This window comes from Priestia sp. USM5 (genome assembly GCF_058323215.1).
The window spans coordinates 133,557-152,994 of record NZ_JBSGKN010000001.1 but is presented as its reverse complement, the minus strand read 5'-3'; the positions used below and the strand labels follow the sequence as shown (position 1 = coordinate 152,994).

Below are 19,438 nucleotides of genomic sequence, written 5' to 3'. Positions count from 1 at the left end.
TATGCATTTATTATATTCATTTTCAAAATAGAAATCAACCTTTCACGTTATATTTTGCTTTTGATCAAACGGAAATTCATTTTTTTCGTATAACATCACTTTTTCTTGAAAAATATTTTGAATGGTATAAACAAAATCATGATCATGCTGATCGCTATACAGATGAATAGCAGCTGGAGATAAACTCAGCAAAGGCGCGATGATAGTTGAGTCTATGTATACTGATTCTTGTTCAGATAGAAAGGCCTCTGCTAGGGCTGCACATTCACGCTCCGGAACATATCTACTGCTTTGGTCGTACAATACAAACTTGTTTTTATTCAAATGCATTACATACACATCGCCTGTAGATGACTGTCTTTCATTAGCTGCTTGACGCAGCTGATGAATAAGAATTTGATAGTCTTGTTCAAGCTTATATTCATCAATCGCCAGCTCAGCATAATAGCGCAGCCGCTCTTGATATTCTTTTAAACGGAATTGGAGAAAAGACTCAAAGGTGAATGTTACATTATGAATGAAGAAGTCTTGAAGAGCCTGGCGGATAAGTAATTCTCTTGGAAGGGAAAATGTTTTTTGCGGAATTTCGCCTCTCTCTCCTTCCATAATCCCCCCCATAATTTGAAGCAGCAAATCTTGTTCTTCCTCTTCTGAATAGAAAAATTGTTCTTTTAATATGTTTACCATCATCTTTTTTTCTTTCTTTTTTAAAATCACGTGCGTTAATACCGGTATCACCATGTCTTGTAAAATGGCCTCTCGATTGTATGTCTCATCAATAACTAAAAGCTGATTATTCACCAACTTCAAGCACTGTGAACCATATGATAAAGCGCTTCGCTTCGCGCATAAAGACTCATATACAATGACTGCGTCTTCTACATATTTAAAGAATATTTTCATTCCTCATAGCCCCCCTTTGGACACGCTTTATTAATGTATATGGGGCAACATGCAAAAAAATGAGCAAGTCGTTACAAGAAATGTAAAACGACCTGCTCATCTATTTCGTTTATTCTCTCCATTCATTTCAACGGGAATGGCTAGAGACTTAATTCGTTCCATGACACGAGCGGCTTTGAGCTCTTCCTGCTCGCCTCGTTGGGTATAAGTCAAATGATGTTGAAGCTCTTTAAAATTTAAATTCGAGCTGAAAAATGTCGGCAAATTTTCGAGCATGCGGAATTGTAAAATGGTTCCGAGCACATCGTCTCGCATCCAGCTCGTTACAGATTCTGCTCCGAGATCATCAAGCATAAGAACCGGTACTTTTTTGACATACTCTATTTTCTCATTGAAGCTTTGATCTTGAAACGAACCTTTTAACTCACGCAAAAACTCCGGGACATACAGAATCGTAGATTTCACTTTCTTTTCGGCTAACGCATTGGCAATTGCTCCAAGAAAATACGTCTTCCCCACACCAAACGAACCGTGTAAATATAAAGCTTTCATTTTCTTATTTGGCTCATATTCTCGCACAAAATCTCTTACTAATTTAATGGCTTCAAATCTTCCCTGCTCAATTTCAATATCAGACATCGTTGCCTGTAAAATTTCTTTGGGCACGTACATACACTGAATAAAAGATTCTTGTTCTTTTCGCTCATCTTCTTGTACTTTTCTAGGACAGCGTTCATACTGTAAATCAATATTACGGCCTTTTACAACCAGCTGAGGGTGATACCCCTTCACCATATTGACACAGCTTTGCAGAGAAGGGCATTTGTCACAGCATTTGCTCTGGTCGATGAATTCATGCATCTTCATCAAGCCTCGGTCGACCATTTGCTCATCTAACTCATGGCGATGCTCTTGCAGAAACGTTTTAACTTCGGGATTAGACAGAATACTGTTTCTTAATGCTTCTAAACGTGCTTTAAAATCCTTTTTGTTCACTAACTGATTTAGTGAATCATTGATAGGCTTCATCTTTTTCACCTCATCTCTATCATACCTGCTTTTTATTCTTTATGCTTTTGTTTTAGCTCTTGATCTAACTGCTTGAGCTCTTCTTGTAGCTTTCGTTTTTCTTCTTCAAATCCATCCACTTCTTTTGAAGGCTGCTTTTTCTCTTCTTTTTCTTCATTGCTCAACCACTCTGGCACCATTTCTTTACGCACAATTTTTCGTCCGGCCGTTTTTTTATTTTGCTTTGCCTCGGTCCAGTTCTGATATTCTTTCTGTTCATTTTTAGCTAAATTCATGGCATCTTGAACAGTTTGTACCTTTTTGCGCGCCCAGTGTCCAGCAATTTTCTCTACATAGCTCTTAGATAATTTCATATCGGATCTTAGCATAACATAGTAAATCAGAACATTTACTACCCCTGGTGAAAGCTTTTGATTAAACATCACTTCTTCAATCATTTGCAAATCTGCTTTTGATGGCTCTGCCCCCCCTGAAAACTCGATCAATAGCTGTCGAGGAGAGGTGACTTCTAGCTGTTGAATGAGCTGCTCTTCCTTAGTCTGAGGCTGCTTTTCCTGCATGGTACGAAGCATAGGAGGCTGAATTTGTTCGCTTAGATTGGGAAGTGCTTCTCCATTTTCAAATTGGTAAAAGGACTGTGCTGCTTTTCTAAGCAATTCAATATCAACTTGATCATTCTCATTTAGCGAATCGAGCACTACATTTTTCATTTGAAGAGGATCAATGCCGTATAAAAAAGCTAACTTTTCAATCGCTTGTTTTACTTTAGATGTAATTGACCTTTTCGAAATCATTGAATCTGTTAGGCCTGCTAAAAATAAATCAAAATCAAAGGAATCCGGGCTCATCTCAATAGAAGCACGGTTTGAAGAATCTATAAAGTCCGTTTGAGCATCAGGAGAAAATACATCCTTGCTTTCAGACTGAAAACTTGGAGCCAGCTCCGTTGCTTTAACTGATTTAAATACATCGTTAAATGAATGCGTCACATCTTTGAACGATTGATCATCCACGAGTGAATCCGAAAAATAATTTTTTATTTTTTGAAAGATGGATTTTCCTAGTCGGTTATATAAATATACATTTAACACGCCATCGTTAAAGAACTGATGGGGCGTAAGAGGAGGAATGAGCTCATAAATGAACACACGAACATCATCTTCTTCCTTAATATATGTTTTTAACAAACCAATACCTTCTAATTTTAACCGCTCATGGTAAATAGCTTTCAAATTAATTTGCATCATTGACATTAGGTGATGATGCGTAGACTCTTTTCCCCATAAACGATCTTGTTCCAGCTCGCTCCATAGCGTCATATACAAACCAAAACACGTCGTACCCACCAACGGCTGATAGAGCATTGTTAAAATCTTTCGGTCGTATTCCTGCAGTATGCCGCTCGAACGAACAACATAACGATCGACCGGTATCATTTCTTTCCAATGTTGTTCTTTCATGTCGTTCCCTACCTACTTTTAAAGTAATAGAAATGACAAAAAAAGAGCCTAAAGAATACTTCAATAGCTCTTTTACAGTCGTTCCTTCTTAATTAAATCTTTTAATTCATCAATAAATACATTGATGTCTTTAAATTGTCGGTATACCGAAGCAAATCGAACATAAGAGACTTCATCGATAGCAGCTAATCGCTCCATCACCATTTCTCCTACCACATCTGACTGCACCTCTGATGTACCCTGACTGCGCAGCTCTGTTTCAATATCGTGTACGGTATCTTCCAGTTGTTTTAAGCTTACTTGGCGTTTTTCACACGCCTTAATTAACCCTCGAAGGATTTTGTCTTTGCTGAACTCTTCTCTCGCTCCATCTTTTTTTACAACAATTAACGGAAGTTCTTCTACTTTCTCAAAAGTTGTAAAACGATAGTGACACTCTTCGCATTCACGTCTTCTACGAATAGAGCGGCCTTCTTCTACAGGGCGCGAGTCCAGCACTCTCGTTCCATTGTAATGACAGGATGGGCACTTCATATTCTCAGCTCCAATAATAAACCTTGTTTTTCTTTTTATTTTCTCTCATATAAGTTAATTTTCATCTATGTTAGCCGGCTATTCGCCATTTATTATGATTGTCATCATCATTTCCTTTATCAAACACGATGCTATATTAAAGGATTTACTTTATTCCATCTTATAGAAAACAAGGCTTGAATACAAGTAAAGGAAAAGGAATTTCCCCATTTTATTTCCTGAAATTCAAAAATGATAAGGAACTTACGAAGAAAGAGGAATAAGTTTTTGATCAAAGCTCTTATAAAGCGTACGTACAAGTTCTTTGCTAAAACCAAAATCAACTGGCACCACTTTTGACTCTGTTGTAGCAGAAAAATCGATAGCGGTTTCAAGAGGACGTACGCTAATAATGGTAATCACAACAAAAGCTTTTCTTCCTTTTACAACGTTTAAGCTAATTTCTCCTCGCTCTTCATACGCAGCAAGTATCTCTATCCCTTGCATATGCTTCAACATTTCATGAACTTGCTTAAATGCATTCCCAGCCGTTGTTTTGTAATAATGCGTTTTTAGAGTCGGATCTGAATGACGATCGCTTGTTTCTACATGATTAGAAAATAAAGATTTAACTACTTGTACTACCCCCATGTTGTTATCCCCTTTGTTTTTGCATATTAAAAATTTATATACTAAAAAGAGGTGTGTAATACACCTCTTAACTTACGTAATCAATCGACACTATTAAAGTGCATTCGCTTTAGTTTGTTTTACCTGAACAGGACCCATTCCACGTGGTAATTCAATTGTTTCACGTGTCTGTGCACTTAGAGCATCTGCAATATAATCTGCTGCGATTGTAGGATCTAAATGACCACAAGTATAAACATCGATACTTGCATAACCATGCTCTGGGAAGCTGTGAATCGTTAAATGTGATTCTGAAATAATAACAACGCCACTTACACCTTGAGGTGCAAATTTATGGAACGCTACTTCGCGAACTTCCGCACCAGATTTTAAAGCTGCATCAACAAACGTTTTTTCAATATAATCAATATCATTTAACTTATCGAAATCGCATCCCCATAATTCTGAGATGACATGACGACCCATTGTTTCCATAATGATATTTCCCCCTTTAACAATTTTTAATCGTTAAACATGAAGTTCTTTCGCCATATAGCATGTTAACTACCACGGGGGAAAGTTAGTCCAAAGAGGTCCTAACCCTTTAAGTAGCCACATCACCGAAAGGTACACAAGAAGTTCACGAAACATAGTATACTTTGTTTACATTTATTTTGCAATACGTGTTTTGATTTTATTAAAGATTGTTCCCGCAGATAGACCTATACAAATTACCCCTGTATTCTCGTGAGACAGTGTGTAAAAGCTGCTAAACGACTATTCATTTTTTTATTAAAATTGAGGAAAAGAAACACTCCTTTGCATGATTATCTTATTGCTTTTCCCTATTCTTTTGAATAAAAACAACAAAAAACAGGGCGATAGCTCCCTGTTTTTTTAAAAAGCAATCTATAGCTTTCTTAGCTTACTCTTATCTTTGATCCATTACGCATTTCTGCAGCAATATATCTTACCAAATCGACTACGCGCTGAGAGTAGCCCCACTCGTTATCGTACCAAGCTAACACTTTAATTTTATGATCTTCCATTACGATAGTCGATAGTCCATCTACAATCGCTGAATGAGGATTTGTATTAAAGTCAATTGATACGAGTGGTTCCATTGTTAAATTTAAAATATTCTTTAATGGTCCTTCAGCAGCTTTAATGAACGCTAGATTAACATCTTCCATCGTCACAGGTTTCCTTACATCCACAACTAAATCGACAAGCGATACGTTCGGCGTAGGAACGCGCAGCGCCATTCCATGAAGCTTTCCTTTTAAATGAGGAAGAACTAATGAAAGCGCCTTGGCTGCTCCAGTTGTTGTAGGAATAATTGATTGAGCACACGCACGGGCTCTTCGCAAGTCTTTATGCGGGTTATCAATATTCTTTTGATCATTTGTATATGCGTGAACGGTCGTCATTAAACCGTTTTCAATTGTGAACGCTTCGTCTAACACCTTGACAACTGGAGCTAGACAATTTGTCGTACAAGAGGCATTAGAGATAATGTTATGCTGATTCACATCAAACTCTCGTTCGTTTACGCCCATCACAATAGTAATATCTTCTTGTTTACCCGGTGCCGTTAAGACAACTTTTTTCGCACCTGCTTCAATATGTAACTGCGCTTTTTCTCTTGAATTAAATTTCCCTGTTGCTTCAACGACTAAATCAATCCCAAGCTCTTTCCAAGGCAAATTCAGCGGATCGCGTGAATTTAATAGCTGGATTCTTTTACCGTTAACAATTAGCGCATCATCATCACATTTAACGTCTCCATTAAATGGTCCGTGTATAGAGTCATATTTGATTAAATGTGCTAATGTTTCTGCTGGATAAGATGCATTTATGGCAATAATATCTAAATTCTCCTCTATAATCGCTGTGCGAAAAACCATTCTTCCTATTCTCCCAAAACCATTAATGGCAATACGTGCTTTCATGGCTATACCCCTCTCTATATGTGTTATACTATTTAACTTTTTATATTGAATAGTATAACATAAATATTTAAAAAGTGAATAATATTAATTTTTTTTAATAAATTATTTTAATTGAGTTTTACTATATGTATATAGCGAGAACAGATATTTAACACATTCTTTTTTAGAAGCTCGTAAATATTCTCAATAAAAAAATCCGAACGAGCTTGATTCTACCTCAAGAATCAAGCTCGTTCGGATTTCCCTTCAGCTAACATACGTTTATCCAAGCCTCTTTAATCTAGCCATAGGGCTAATATACTTAAAAGCTGTTGTTTTGTTTCCTCTACAGGTCCGTTGTTATTGATCACCGCATCGGCTAAGGCTACTTTTTGAATCAAAGGCAGCTGTGCGTGGATACGTGCATAGGCATCTTTCGTCGAGAGATCATTACGAGATTTTAACCTTTCTAGCTGCACAGGCTCATCGACATATACAACCACTACTTTATCGACTAAATGCGTCAAATCACTTTCAAACAGCAGCGGAATATCTAATACCACAGCATCGTATCCTTCCTCGATATACCTTTCCTTTTGAGAAAGCATTTCTTTTCTTACCGCAGGGTGTACAATTGCATTCAACTTTTTACGTTCTTCCTCTTGAGAAAACACAATTCCCCCTAAAGCCGCTCGATTGATCTCCGCATTTTCGTGAAGAATGACACGGCCGAACGTCTCTACAATTTGGTTATATGCTTCTTTTCCTGGTTCGACGACTTCTTTTGCAATGTGGTCAGCATCGATTACTGGAATATTAATATCTCTCAGCATTCCGGTTACCGTACTTTTTCCACTAGCAATTCCGCCCGTTAATCCAATTACAATTGACATTGGCCTCTCCTTTATCGCTTTATTTAAAATCTAAAAATACCTAAAATAATAAGCAGAACTCCCGGTAAAAAGGAAAACATTTTCATCCATGATAAACGTGAAAAAACTTTGCCAAACTGTATGCCAGCACTTAAAAAAAGTGAACTCATAAGAGCGACAGCAATTGCTAAAGCATACGGCGAATAACCTAATAAAGCTGCTCCAAACCCTGCTCCAAATGCATCAAGAGATAATGCAATTCCAAGTATAAATGCTTCAATCCCAGTGATGGAACCTGAATTATCTAAATCTGCTGCCGTTGGTTTTTTCAATACGTTAATGACTAAGCCAATTGACTTAATTTCAATTTTCACTAATGTTTTTTCTTCTTTCACTCGAGATGAATCTGCCGGACAAAAAAACTGGTATAAAATCCACATTCCAAGTAGAACAAGAATACCTCCGCCTACTTTATTTAGTACATCCACTGAAAATAGATGCGTAAGTACCTTTCCTAAAAACATAGAAAACATTAAAGAAAATGCTGAGCAACATGAAATAATAAAAATGGATTTCAGCGGGATTTTCACCTTTCGAAGTCCGTATGTCAGGCCAACGCTAAAGCTGTCAAGACTTACGGCAAAAGCAAGAATAAGTAAAGAAAATGTTATCATGATGAGAGGACTCCTTTCCTTTCTGTCTATACGTAGTATATGAAAGGAGCCCATCCATTGTTATTTTTTAGCCGGCTGACAATTTGGGCAGATATGTGTTCCTCTACCGCCTACAACAAATTTTTCAATTGGGGTACCGCAAATTTTACAGGATTCGCCTTTTCTTCCGTACACGTAAAGCTGCTGCTGAAACATGCCTATTTGCCCCTGTGTGTTTACATACGTACGAATTGTGCTGCCCCCTTGTTTCACCGCTTCTTGAAGGGTCGCTACAATTTCTTCGTACAATTTTTCATACTCTTCGTCTGTTAATTGGCTGGCCACTCGTTCAGGGTGAATCCCTGCGCGAAATAGTGCTTCATCTACATAAATATTCCCTAGCCCAACCACGACATTTTGATCGAGTAAAACCGGCTTGATTTTTCGAGAGGTTTTGCCGATTCGCATTTTTAACTGACTTGGATTAAATGTTTCGTCAAACGGTTCAGGTCCAAGGCCAATAAGAGGAGGAAACAGATCTTCCTCTCCCTTTTTAAATAAGTGCATGGTACCAAATTTCCTTACATCCCGGTATCGTAATTCTGTTCCGTCGGTGAAGTGAAAAAAGACGTGTACATGCTTATCTGGTTCGTCTGCATTTTCATGGAGAGCATATTTTCCTTCCATACGCAGATGAGAAACCATCGTATAATCATCGAGTACAATTTTCAAAAACTTACCTCTGCGTTCAACATCTCGAATGGTTTGTCCAACAAGCGCGTCACAAAACTGCTCAACTTGCTCAGGACGTTTGATAATATTAGGCCATTTAACGGTTACACGCTCAATGGTCTTACCACTGGCTAATTCAATCAACGTACGTCTGACGGTCTCAACTTCTGGTAATTCTGGCACGTTTGTCACATCCTTTTTCCACTACTTTGCTTCGTACCAAGTCTTTCCGTAAGAATAATCTACTTTCAACGGAACTTCTAGCTCTAAAGCATGCTCCATTACTTCTGGTACGATTTTCTCTAAAATTTTAATTTCTTCTTCTGGGGCTTCAAAAATCAGCTCATCGTGTACTTGAAGCAGCAGCTTAGCCTGAAGATTTTCATCTTTTAAGCGCTTATCCATTTCAATCATTGCTTTTTTAATAATGTCAGCTGCTGTCCCTTGAATAGGCGTATTCATAGCTGTACGCTCAGCAAAGCTGCGGAGGTTAAAGTTTCGGCTCGTGATTTCAGGCAAGTAACGGCGGCGGTGCAAGAGCGTTGTTACGTATCCCTTTTCTTTTGCATCGCGCACAATCGTATCCATATACTCCTGTACACCCGGGAAGCTTTTTAAATAGCGTTCAATAAAAGTAGCCGCTGCTTTTCTTGTAATTCCTAAACTTTGCGATAAACCGTAATCACTGATGCCATAGACGATTCCAAAATTAACTGCTTTAGCCTGACGGCGCATATTCGACGTTACTTCTTCTCTTTCGACGTGGAACACATCCATCGCTGTTTTCGTATGAATATCTAAGTCATGCTTAAACGCATCAATTAGCTTTTCATCATTTGCAATATGAGCCAGTACGCGCAGCTCAATTTGTGAATAATCCGCCGCAAATATTAACCAATCAGGCTGTGAAGGCACGAACGCACCTCTTATTTTTTTACCTTCTTCAAGACGAATCGGGATGTTTTGCAAGTTAGGATCTACTGAGCTTAACCTTCCCGTTTGAGTTAACGTTTGATTAAAGCGGGTATGAACTTTTCCATCGCTTTCATGAATAACCTTTTTTAACCCTTCGATATACGTAGACTGTAATTTTCCTAGCTGACGGTATTGTAAAATCTCTGGGATAATATCATGGGCGCTAGCTAATTGCTCTAATACATCAGCTGATGTGGAATAGCCTGTTTTTGTTTTCTTTATGACTGGAAGCTGCATTTTTTCAAAAAGAACAACTCCTAGCTGCTTTGGTGAATTAATATTGAATTCTTGTCCAGCGTATTCGTAGATTTTCGCTTCAATTTTTTCAAGCTGTTCTCGAAGATCTTCGCCCATTTCATCCAAACGCGCCCGATCAATTTTCACCCCTTGATATTCCATATCGGCAAGGACAATGGCAAGAGGCATTTCAAGCTTTTCAAACAGCTCAAACTGTTCATTTTCAACCAATTCTTTTTCCAACACTTCTTTTAAATAAGCTACGGCGGCTGCTTTTCTTATAACATGCTCAGCTAGCTGAGCAGCTTCCGCAATGCTTCGCTTAGCTCCTTTTCCATACACCGCTTCATCTGATTGCACTTGATGATATCCTTTTAATTTTGCAATTGTCGCTAGGTCATCATTTGCTTCAGCGGGATTTAAGATGTAAGAAGCAATCATTACATCATGTTCAATTCCTTTAATTTCATGCCCCGCCCATTTTAACGATACAATCGTACGTTTTCCATTAAATACCGTCTTTTTTACATCTTCATCTTCTAGCCATGCTGTAAACTTGGAAGATGAAAGAGCTGTGTCTTTATCAATAAAATAGTGGCCGTTTTTGTTGCTGATTCCAAAACCGAGCAGCTGATTGTGATGATAGTTTTCTTCATAACCTTCTACGATCAGAGCTGCTTCGCTTGTTAACATATCATCGTGAACTTCCTGCACTATTTCAAACGTCAGTTCTTCAAAATCTGCTTCCTCTTCTGCTGATTCACCAAATTTAGCAAGCAGAGAATTAAACCCAAGCTCTTTAAATAAAGAGATGACCTTTGAAGATTCAAACCCGTCATATTTCGCATCTTCTACAGATACTTCAAGAGGCGCTTCGCAATAAATAGTTGCAAGCTTTTTACTCATGATGGCTGATTCACAATTATCTTCTAGCTTTTCTTTTAATTTTTTACCGCTGACTTGATCGATAGATTGCAATACATTTTCAACGGTTTCAAACTCTTTTAATAACTTTAAGGCTGTTTTTTCTCCAACTCCGGGCACGCCTGGAATATTATCTGAGCTGTCTCCCATAAGACCCTTCATATCAATGATTTGCGCAGCAGTGATTCCATATTTTTCATCAATGGCTGCAGGCGTATAGGAATCCACATCCGTAATTCCTTTTCTCGTAATATCTACGGTTACATGCTCTGACACAAGCTGAAGTAAATCTTTATCACCGGAAATGACTTTCACGGCCATTCCTTTTTGTTCTGCTTGTTTTGAAAGTGTACCGATAATATCATCTGCTTCGTACTCAGACAGTTCATAGCGCTTAATTCCATATGCATCTAATAACTCACGAATAAAGGGAAACTGCTCTGAAAGTTCAGGAGGCGTCTTTTGTCTGCCTCCTTTATATTCTGTAAATGTTTTGTGACGAAACGTTGTTTTCCCTGCATCAAAAGCCACCAGTAAATGCGTTGGCTTCTCTTCCTCTAAAATACGTGTCAGCATTGTAGTAAAGCCGTATATGGCATTTGTATGTATTCCTTTATCATTGTTTAAAAGCGGCAAAGCAAAAAATGCACGGTAGGCAATACTATTCCCGTCAATTAATACTAGTTTTTGTGTCATTCATGTTCCTCCATTTCGCTCTCTTCTTATCTTACCTTTATTTTAGCAAACAATAAGCTTTAAGGACAAAAAGTACTCTTGAATTCAACGTTTTATTTTCATATGGTGATAAGATCTATACATCATAAAATAAAAAACACCGCCTAGTTATTTTAGGCGGTGTAGCATGTGAATGGATAGAAATTGTCAAAAAGAATCGGCGAAAATAGCACGGTTAAAGCTATTTTCGCCTTACATATTGGCTCCTTGGATGAAGGGGTTTCCATGAAAAATTGTATCAATTAATTATTAAGCTACATTAAATAAATTGTAAAAGGAACGTAAACATTTTACATCTGCGGCAAATACTTGTGCAGCTTCACCGAAAAAGTTGTCCCTTTATTGACTTCACTTTTCACTTCAATTTCCCCTTTATGAGCTTCAACAAGATGTTTAACAATTGCTAATCCAAGACCTGTTCCTCCGGAATTGCGGCTTCTTGCTTTATCTACTCTGTAAAAACGCTCAAAAATACGTGAAATTTCATCAGAATCAATACCGATACCTGTATCTTGAACATGAACCGTAATCGTTTCTTCTTCCTCTTCAAGCGAAACGTGAACGGTTCCTCCAGGCATTGTATACATGAGCGCATTGCCAATTAAGTTAACGAACACTTGCATAAGGCGCTGACTGTCACCATCAATCCACGCTTCTTCAGGAAGCGTATCTAACGTTAGAGTGATTTCTTTTTCATTCGCTCGGTTCGATAGCACTGTTATGACCTCATAGAGAAGGGTATTCAAATCTACTGAATGAATGCTTAGTTTAAAACCTTGCTGTTCAACTTTAGATAAATCCAAAAGATCTTGAATCAGGCTCTCCATGCGCTGGCTTTCCGTTAGAATAATAGATAGAAACTGCTCTCGCAGCTTTGGATCTTCCATGGCACCGTCTAACAATGTCTCACTAAACCCTTTAATGGACGTAATAGGCGTTTTTAGTTCATGAGACACATTCGCTACAAAGTCACGGCGCACTTGTTCTAGTTTTTTCAGCTCGGTAATATCATGGAAAACAAGCACAATGCCTTTCCATTCATCGTTTAAGCCAATAATCGGCGCTCCGTAAACATCAAAATATCTTCGTTCAATATTTAAAGGCAAAACGACTTGTTTTCGAACCTTTACTTCGGTCATAAATATTTTTTCCACAAGTTTAATGATTTCTTTGTGCTCAAATACCTCATAATACAAGTGATAAAGGAAATCGTCCGGATGTATATGAAACTGCTCTTTATAAGCTCGATTCACTAAGTTTATATAGCCTCGACTATCGATAAGAAGCATACCGCTTCCCATATTTTCAATTAGGGTGCGCAGCCTGTCCTGCTGCATTTCTTGATTAGTGATAGACTCTTGCAGATTACGAGCAAGTGCGTTAATAGACTGACTCAGCATCCCTGTTTCATCTACATAATCTTCATATGTACGAGCTTTATAATTCCCTTTTGCAAGTTCCATAGCCACCTTGGTTGCCGATTCAATAGGACGGGTATAGCGCCCCATAATCTTTACACCTAAGAGTAAAATCACAATCAAAGCTAGACCTAAGCTTCCAATAAGAAGCCCCCAGATTTGCTGATTTACTTGTTTTAATGAATCAAACGATGTACTCAAAACAACAAATCCCTCTTGCTTACCTTCTATAATAAGCGGGATACCATAGTAATATAAGTCGTAATCTTCTTTAATTTGATCAAAGCTTTTTTTGCTGTTTAACTGCTTTTTTAATACTTGTTGGATTACAATACTTTTTTCGATTCTTTGCTGCTTGCTACCTGGATTTGAGTCAACTAATATTTTTCCATTTTTTTGAACGACAGTCGTTCGTACACTTAGCGAATGACTGATTTGATCAACTTTAGATTTTAAAGCAGGACTTGTGATGCCTTCTTCACTAATGTACATTTCCACAAGCTTTGCTTCTTTTTCCATTCGCTCTTGAAACGTTTGAAAATAAAAGTTTTTAAACAACTGCCCCAGCAGCAGGCCAAGACCTACTAATACAATAATAATAAGTACTAATAGAGCCAAAAGTAGCCTTGAACGAAATTTATTCATCTACCTTTGGTTCCTCCAGCTTATATCCTAATCCTCTAATCGTTTTTATATAAACCGGTTTTCGCGTATTATGTTCAATTTTCTCACGCAGATGGCTGATGTGCACATCTACAATTCGCGTATCTCCGGCAAAATCATAATTCCACACTGCACTCAGCAGCTGATCACGAGTTAATACCCGTCCTTTGTATTTTGCCAAATATAATAATAACTCGAATTCTTTCGGAGTAAGCTCAAGCTGCTCTTGATTAAAGTAGGCCTCATAATGATCTGGAAGAATTTTTAAATCACCAATCATGATGCGTTCGCCATCTTCCTCCTGTTCATTTTCCTGAGCAATAATTTGTGTTCTACGTAAAATGGCTTTTACACGGGCTACTACTTCTCGAGGACTAAATGGTTTCGTCATGTAGTCATCTGCGCCAAGTTCTAGCCCTAATACCTTGTCAAACTCATCGTCTTTTGCAGTTAACATTAAAATAGGCGTCATCACTTTTTGCTGACGAAGCTTTTTACAAACTTCAATTCCATCCATTTTAGGAAGCATCAAGTCTAACACAATTAAATCAGGTTTTCCTTCTAATGCCTTGTTGTATCCTTCTTCCCCGTCTTCAGCTGTTTCTACTGTAAAGCCAGCTTGTTGTAAATTATATTGTAATAATGTTGAAATTGATTGTTCATCATCTACGACTAATAATTTCTTACTCATATTAACGATATAAGCCTCCATCTAGTTAAATTAAACCGCAGCTTCACCCAAATGATATTATTTTCTATTTATCTTCTCTTATCATACAATGTTTTAGCCTCGTTCTCCAATACATTTCAACATTTTCAGAAAATATGGCTAAAGAGCTTCTTCTATATTTATCAATATTTAGGGCGTTTTAAAAATTTTCAAAGTCATGTGTCTCTACTGATGGAAGTCTAAGCGGCGGATACACATGAAACCGAGCCGTTACTACTTTCTCTTTTTGTTCATTGACCGCTTCTACTTCAATCGTAACAGTTTTAGAAGAAACATCTACCTCTGTGACTTCAAATAAAAATTCAATCGTACTATAATGATGAATTTTTTTGGGAAAGGCAACCGTATGTTCTGCAACATGGCTTCCAGGTCCGGGCAAGTACTTTGAAATGGCTGCTGTCATAATACCGGTAATCATAATGCTTGGCACAATAGGTTTCTTAAAAGGTGTCTGAGATGCATAATCATGCTGAATGTATAAAGGGTTAGAATCATTTGTCAGCCCTAAGTACAATAAGATATCTTTATCTTCAATTCGTTCAGTTAGCGTTAATTTTTCTCCAACTTTTATATCTTCAATACTTCGACCTATTTTTTGTTTTTTACCTAATACCATCATCATTCCACCTTTTGTATAAAGTAATAGTTTTTCTTTATATACAAGAAAAATTCGAGGTTTCCCTCGAATTTTCCTTGTGACTATTGTTTGAATATCTATAAAAACCTATACTCAAACCTACTTTATTGTATTAAGCTAATACACCCATGACAGTTTTGACTGATTTTGCTGATTGATCTAACGCAGCTTTTTCAGAATCAGTAAGTTCTAATTCAATTACTTGCTCAATTCCTGCAGCTCCTAATACGGTCGGAACACCTAAGTAGATGCCGTTATAACCATATTCACCCTCTAGGTAAGCAATCGCTGGTAAAATACGACGCTGATCTTTTAAGATCGCTTCTGTCATTTCCACTAAAGAAGCAGCAGGAGCGTAGTACGCACTTCCGTTGCCTAATAAGTTAACGATCTCGCCGCCGCCTTTGCGTGTTCTTTCAACAATTGCTTCAAGACGCGCTTTTGGAATAAGCGTTTCAAGAGGAATACCGCCAGCATATGAGTAGCGTACAAGAGGTACCATATCGTCGCCATGTCCACCAAGTACAAAACCTGTGATATCTTTCACTGAAATGTTTAACTCCTGCGCTACGAACGTACGGAAACGTGCAGAATCTAATACGCCTGATTGACCGATTACGCGGTTTTTAGGAAAACCAGATTCTTTAAATACTGTGTACGTCATAGCATCTACCGGGTTTGTTAACACGATAATGTGACAGTTTGGCGAGTATTTAACAACTTCTTGAGTAACAGACTTCATAATTTTTTGGTTCGTTGTGACTAAATCATCGCGACTCATACCTGGCTTACGCGCGATACCAGCTGTAATAATGACAATGTCAGAATCAGCTGTGTCTTCGTAGTTGGCTGTTCCTGTAATGTTAGCGTCAAAGCCTTGTACAGGACTTGCTTCTAACATATCCAGCGCTTTACCTTTAGCTGGATTTTCTAATTGCGGAATATCAACTAATACAACATCAGCTAATTCTTTTTGACCAATTAAAAAAGCAGTTGTAGCTCCCGTAAAGCCCGCTCCGATAACAGATACTTTTTTACGCATATTTGCCATTATAATTCCTCCCCTAAATGAATAGCTATTAAACTGTTACTTGTTTTCCTAGATTGCTAATTAATTCATCAGCAAACTCTGAACACTTCACTTCTGTTGCGCCGTCCATTAAACGTGCGAAATCATATGTTACTACTTTTGAAGCAATTGTTTTTTCCATTGATTTCATGATTAAATCCGCTGCTTCATTCCAGCCAAGGTGTTCAAGCATTAACACACCTGATAATAATACAGAAGATGGGTTTACTTTATCTAAACCAGCATATTTAGGTGCTGTACCGTGAGTTGCTTCAAAGATAGCATGTCCAGTTTCATAGTTGATGTTTGCTCCTGGAGCAATTCCGATACCGCCAACTTGTGCTGCTAATGCATCTGAAATGTAATCTCCATTTAAGTTCATTGTTGCTACTACATCAAATTCACGTGGACGAGTTAAAATTTGTTGTAAGAAGATATCTGCAATAGAATCTTTTACAATAATTTTTCCTGCTGCTTCCGCTTCTGCTTGAGCTTTGTTTGCAGCTTGTGCACCTTCTTTTTCAACGATACGGTCATATTGAGCCCAAGTAAATACTTTATCGCCGAATTCTTTTTCAGCTAGCTCATAGCCCCAATTTTTAAATGCGCCTTCTGTATATTTCATAATGTTACCTTTGTGTACAAGCGTAACAGACTTGCGGCCCTGTTCAATCGCATAGTTGATTGCTGCACGCACAAGACGCTCCGTTCCTTCAGAAGAAATAGGCTTAATACCTAATCCAGAAGTTTCAGGGAAACGGATTTTATTTACGCCTAATTCCGTTTGTAGGAATGAAACAAGTTTTTGTACTTCTTCAGAACCCTTCGCATATTCAATACCAGCATAAATATCTTCAGTATTTTCACGGAAGATAACCATATCTGTATCTTCTGGGCGCTTAATTGGAGAAGGTACGCCGTCAAAGTAGCGAACAGGACGTAAGCATGTGAATAAGTCTAATTCTTGACGCAATGCCACGTTTAGAGAACGAATTCCACCGCCTACTGGTGTCGTTAATGGTCCTTTGATTGCAATTATGTATTCGCGAATTGCATCTAACGTTTCTTCCGGTAACCATTCGCCAGTTTGATTAAATGCTTTTTCACCTGCTAATACTTCTTTCCAAACGATTTCTTTTTCACCATTGTATGCTTTTGCAACTGCTGCTTCTAATACGCGGGAAGCTGCTGCCCAGATATCCGGACCAATTCCGTCACCTTCGATAAATGGAATAATTGGGTTATTTGGTACGTTTAAAACGCCGTTTGCTACAGAAATTTGTTCACCTTTTGTCATGAGAATGACCTCCTTAAAAAATTGTCTACTTTCACTTATGGAAAAGTGCTCAACGAACGTGAGCACCTTCGTCACATTGTTTAGCTGCGCTCTTCAAGCGGAATGTACGTTTGTTTTCCAGGACCGATATAATCAGCTCTTGGACGAATCAAACGATTGTTTGAATACTGCTCTAAAATGTGAGCAATCCATCCTGATACGCGGCTTACGGCAAAAATCGGAGTAAATAAATCGTGATCAATACCTAAGCTGTGGTATACAGAAGCTGAATAGAAATCAACGTTTGGCGGAAGCTTTTTCTCGCCTGTTACGATTTTCTCAATTTTCACTGACATATCGTATAGCGTTGTATCTCCTGCTTGTTTTGTAAGTTTTTCAGACATTTCTTTCAAGTGCTTGGCACGAGGATCACCCTGCTGATACACACGATGTCCAAATCCCATAATCTTTTCTTTCTTCGCGAGCTTTTCGCGAATGTAAGGTTCTGCGTTTTCAACTGTTTGAATGTCAGACAACATTTTCATAACAGCTTCATTCGCTCCCCCGTGAAGAGGACCCTTTAACGCTCCAATAGCGGCTGTAATTCCTGAATAAATATCAGATAATGTTGCCACACAGACACGAGCTGTAAAAGTTGAAGCATTTAGCTCATGGTCAGCGTGTAAGACAAGTGCCTTATCAAATGCCTCTACTTGGATATCAGTTGGCTCTTCGCCGGTTAACATATATAAAAAGTTAGCGGCAATGCTATAGTTTTCGTTTGGTTCAATTGGCTCTAATCCGTTACGGACTCTTGAAAAAGCCGTTACCACCGTTGGTAATTGTGCTTGCAAACGAACAGCTTTGCGATAATTTGCTTCTTCATCCATTAAATCAGCTTCAGGATCGTACAACCCCAATAGTGATACGACTGTTCTTAAAGCTGCCATTGGATGAACATCTTGAATTGGATAAGTTTTGAAATGATTTAAGACTTCTTGGGGTAATTTAGCGTTTTCTGCTAGTAATCTAGAAAACACAGATAATTCTTCTTTGTTAGGTAATTTTCCGTGCCATAGTAAATACACCACTTCTTCAAATGTTGCATAATTCGCTAAATCATCAATATTGTAGCCTTGATATGTTAAAGTGTCATCAATAATTGAACTTACTGCTGACGTTGTAGCGACTACCCCTTCTAGACCTCGAGTTGCTGTCATAAATCTCCACTCCTTTACAGAAAAAATTCCCCATACCTTTCTGTGTAAAACGTGAAAAACAAAATTGAGCTTCTGCTCAACTAGACATTAAATGATATACGAAGCGCCTCTTTTGAATATATATCTTGGAAGAACATTCCTTCACCCCACGTAAAGAAAATGCTTACATTTCCATTTGTTTCAATAACACACAAAATTAAAACATCTGCATGTGTCATTGCTTTGTTACAGCCCTATAGGTAAAACATACAATTGTATGTAAAAAGATGCGGCCTCAAAATATATTATAAACAATTATCTGACTTTTGTGAATCAAAAGAGAGAAGAAATTTTAAAAAAATTATTATTATACAAAAATTTCTACGAAAAAAGTTCAGTTAATTTCATAAATAAATAAGCAATTCCAGCACCGATTAACGGACCTACTGCTACCCCTTGAAACAGCGCCACAGCAAGAATTGTGCCAAAAACTAAAGCGGTCGTAATATGCGGATCATCTTCCAAGAGCGTAAGCCCATATTTGGCAATAATTGCTACAGCAATGCCGGCTCCTAGAGCAATCCAGGCATAAGAAGATTTCACAGCTTCTCCTAATTGTTTAAACCCTATGTCTCCTGTTGCAATTGGCACAAGAACGGCAATTGTAATCACCGTTACCCCAATATTAATTCCTTTTGATTGTAGAAAAGGAAAAACCTTACTGTCTAACCCGATTAATTTTAAAATAAGTAAAAATGCAACTGCAATGATTAATGATTGATTTTTAGCCACTAATCCAATTACGAGTAAAACAGCTAAAAAAAGCATCGGTTGTGAAAACATTTTACTCAT

General features: G+C 37.9%; 18 protein-coding genes. All 18 read right to left on the bottom strand.

The features are described 5' to 3' along the window. Positions 1 to 42 precede the first annotated feature (42 nt). Entirely contained in the window at positions 43 to 903 is an 861-nt protein-coding gene (gene ytxC / locus ACWATA_RS00785; protein WP_028411772.1) for a sporulation protein YtxC, read from the bottom strand. 96 nt (positions 904 to 999) lie between these two features. Beyond that, positions 1,000 to 1,932: a primosomal protein DnaI gene (gene dnaI, locus ACWATA_RS00780; protein ID WP_013059430.1), complete on the bottom strand. Its 933-nt coding sequence runs from the start codon at positions 1,930 to 1,932 to the stop codon at positions 1,000 to 1,002. Between the two features lie 32 nt (positions 1,933 to 1,964). Next, positions 1,965 to 3,392, bottom strand: coding sequence for a replication initiation and membrane attachment family protein (locus ACWATA_RS00775; protein WP_430046841.1), 1,428 nt, complete (start codon positions 3,390 to 3,392; stop codon positions 1,965 to 1,967). A gap of 72 nt (positions 3,393 to 3,464) precedes the next feature. Continuing rightward, on the bottom strand, positions 3,465 to 3,926 hold the full coding sequence (gene nrdR, locus ACWATA_RS00770) for a transcriptional regulator NrdR (protein ID WP_013059432.1): 462 nt from the start codon (positions 3,924 to 3,926) through the stop codon (positions 3,465 to 3,467). 243 nt (positions 3,927 to 4,169) lie between these two features. Beyond that, on the bottom strand, positions 4,170 to 4,556 hold the full coding sequence (locus tag ACWATA_RS00765; RefSeq protein WP_028411774.1) for a hypothetical protein: 387 nt from the start codon (positions 4,554 to 4,556) through the stop codon (positions 4,170 to 4,172). 93 nt (positions 4,557 to 4,649) lie between these two features. Further along, complete coding sequence (gene speD / locus ACWATA_RS00760) at positions 4,650 to 5,030, bottom strand: adenosylmethionine decarboxylase (RefSeq protein ID WP_013059434.1); 381 nt, start codon at positions 5,028 to 5,030, stop codon at positions 4,650 to 4,652. 425 nt (positions 5,031 to 5,455) lie between these two features. Continuing rightward, entirely contained in the window at positions 5,456 to 6,487 is a 1,032-nt protein-coding gene (locus ACWATA_RS00755; RefSeq protein WP_013059435.1) for a glyceraldehyde-3-phosphate dehydrogenase, read from the bottom strand. 275 nt (positions 6,488 to 6,762) lie between these two features. Beyond that, positions 6,763 to 7,359, bottom strand: coding sequence for a dephospho-CoA kinase (coaE, locus tag ACWATA_RS00750; RefSeq protein ID WP_221831926.1), 597 nt, complete (start codon positions 7,357 to 7,359; stop codon positions 6,763 to 6,765). Between the two features lie 23 nt (positions 7,360 to 7,382). Continuing rightward, positions 7,383 to 8,012, bottom strand: coding sequence for a sporulation membrane protein YtaF (gene ytaF, locus ACWATA_RS00745; RefSeq protein WP_033579623.1), 630 nt, complete (start codon positions 8,010 to 8,012; stop codon positions 7,383 to 7,385). Between the two features lie 60 nt (positions 8,013 to 8,072). Beyond that, positions 8,073 to 8,906, bottom strand: a complete 834-nt coding sequence (gene mutM, locus ACWATA_RS00740; RefSeq protein ID WP_028411775.1) for a DNA-formamidopyrimidine glycosylase — start codon at positions 8,904 to 8,906, stop codon at positions 8,073 to 8,075. A gap of 21 nt (positions 8,907 to 8,927) precedes the next feature. Further along, complete coding sequence (gene polA / locus ACWATA_RS00735) at positions 8,928 to 11,555, bottom strand: DNA polymerase I (protein WP_367076838.1); 2,628 nt, start codon at positions 11,553 to 11,555, stop codon at positions 8,928 to 8,930. 329 nt (positions 11,556 to 11,884) lie between these two features. Then, the gene (gene pnpS / locus ACWATA_RS00730; protein ID WP_473049541.1) at positions 11,885 to 13,657 is read right to left on the bottom strand and encodes a two-component system histidine kinase PnpS; all 1,773 of its coding nucleotides are present in this window, start codon (positions 13,655 to 13,657) and stop codon (positions 11,885 to 11,887) included. Then, entirely contained in the window at positions 13,650 to 14,366 is a 717-nt protein-coding gene (locus ACWATA_RS00725) for a response regulator transcription factor (RefSeq protein WP_013085192.1), read from the bottom strand. Before ACWATA_RS00725 ends, pnpS begins: the two co-directional genes overlap by 8 nt. Before the next feature lie 178 nt (positions 14,367 to 14,544). Next, the gene (locus tag ACWATA_RS00720; RefSeq protein WP_473049540.1) at positions 14,545 to 15,021 is read right to left on the bottom strand and encodes a MaoC family dehydratase; all 477 of its coding nucleotides are present in this window, start codon (positions 15,019 to 15,021) and stop codon (positions 14,545 to 14,547) included. Between the two features lie 133 nt (positions 15,022 to 15,154). Further along, positions 15,155 to 16,093 (bottom strand): malate dehydrogenase, encoded by a 939-nt coding sequence (mdh, locus tag ACWATA_RS00715; RefSeq protein WP_013059443.1) that lies wholly within the window; start codon positions 16,091 to 16,093, stop codon positions 15,155 to 15,157. 28 nt (positions 16,094 to 16,121) lie between these two features. Next, positions 16,122 to 17,414: an NADP-dependent isocitrate dehydrogenase gene (icd, locus tag ACWATA_RS00710; protein WP_255255780.1), complete on the bottom strand. Its 1,293-nt coding sequence runs from the start codon at positions 17,412 to 17,414 to the stop codon at positions 16,122 to 16,124. Between the two features lie 74 nt (positions 17,415 to 17,488). Then, positions 17,489 to 18,607 (bottom strand): citrate synthase, encoded by a 1,119-nt coding sequence (citZ, locus tag ACWATA_RS00705; protein ID WP_323873937.1) that lies wholly within the window; start codon positions 18,605 to 18,607, stop codon positions 17,489 to 17,491. A 360-nt stretch (positions 18,608 to 18,967) separates the two neighbouring features. Beyond that, entirely contained in the window at positions 18,968 to 19,429 is a 462-nt protein-coding gene (locus ACWATA_RS00700) for a DUF441 domain-containing protein (protein ID WP_033579620.1), read from the bottom strand. Positions 19,430 to 19,438 lie beyond the last annotated feature (9 nt).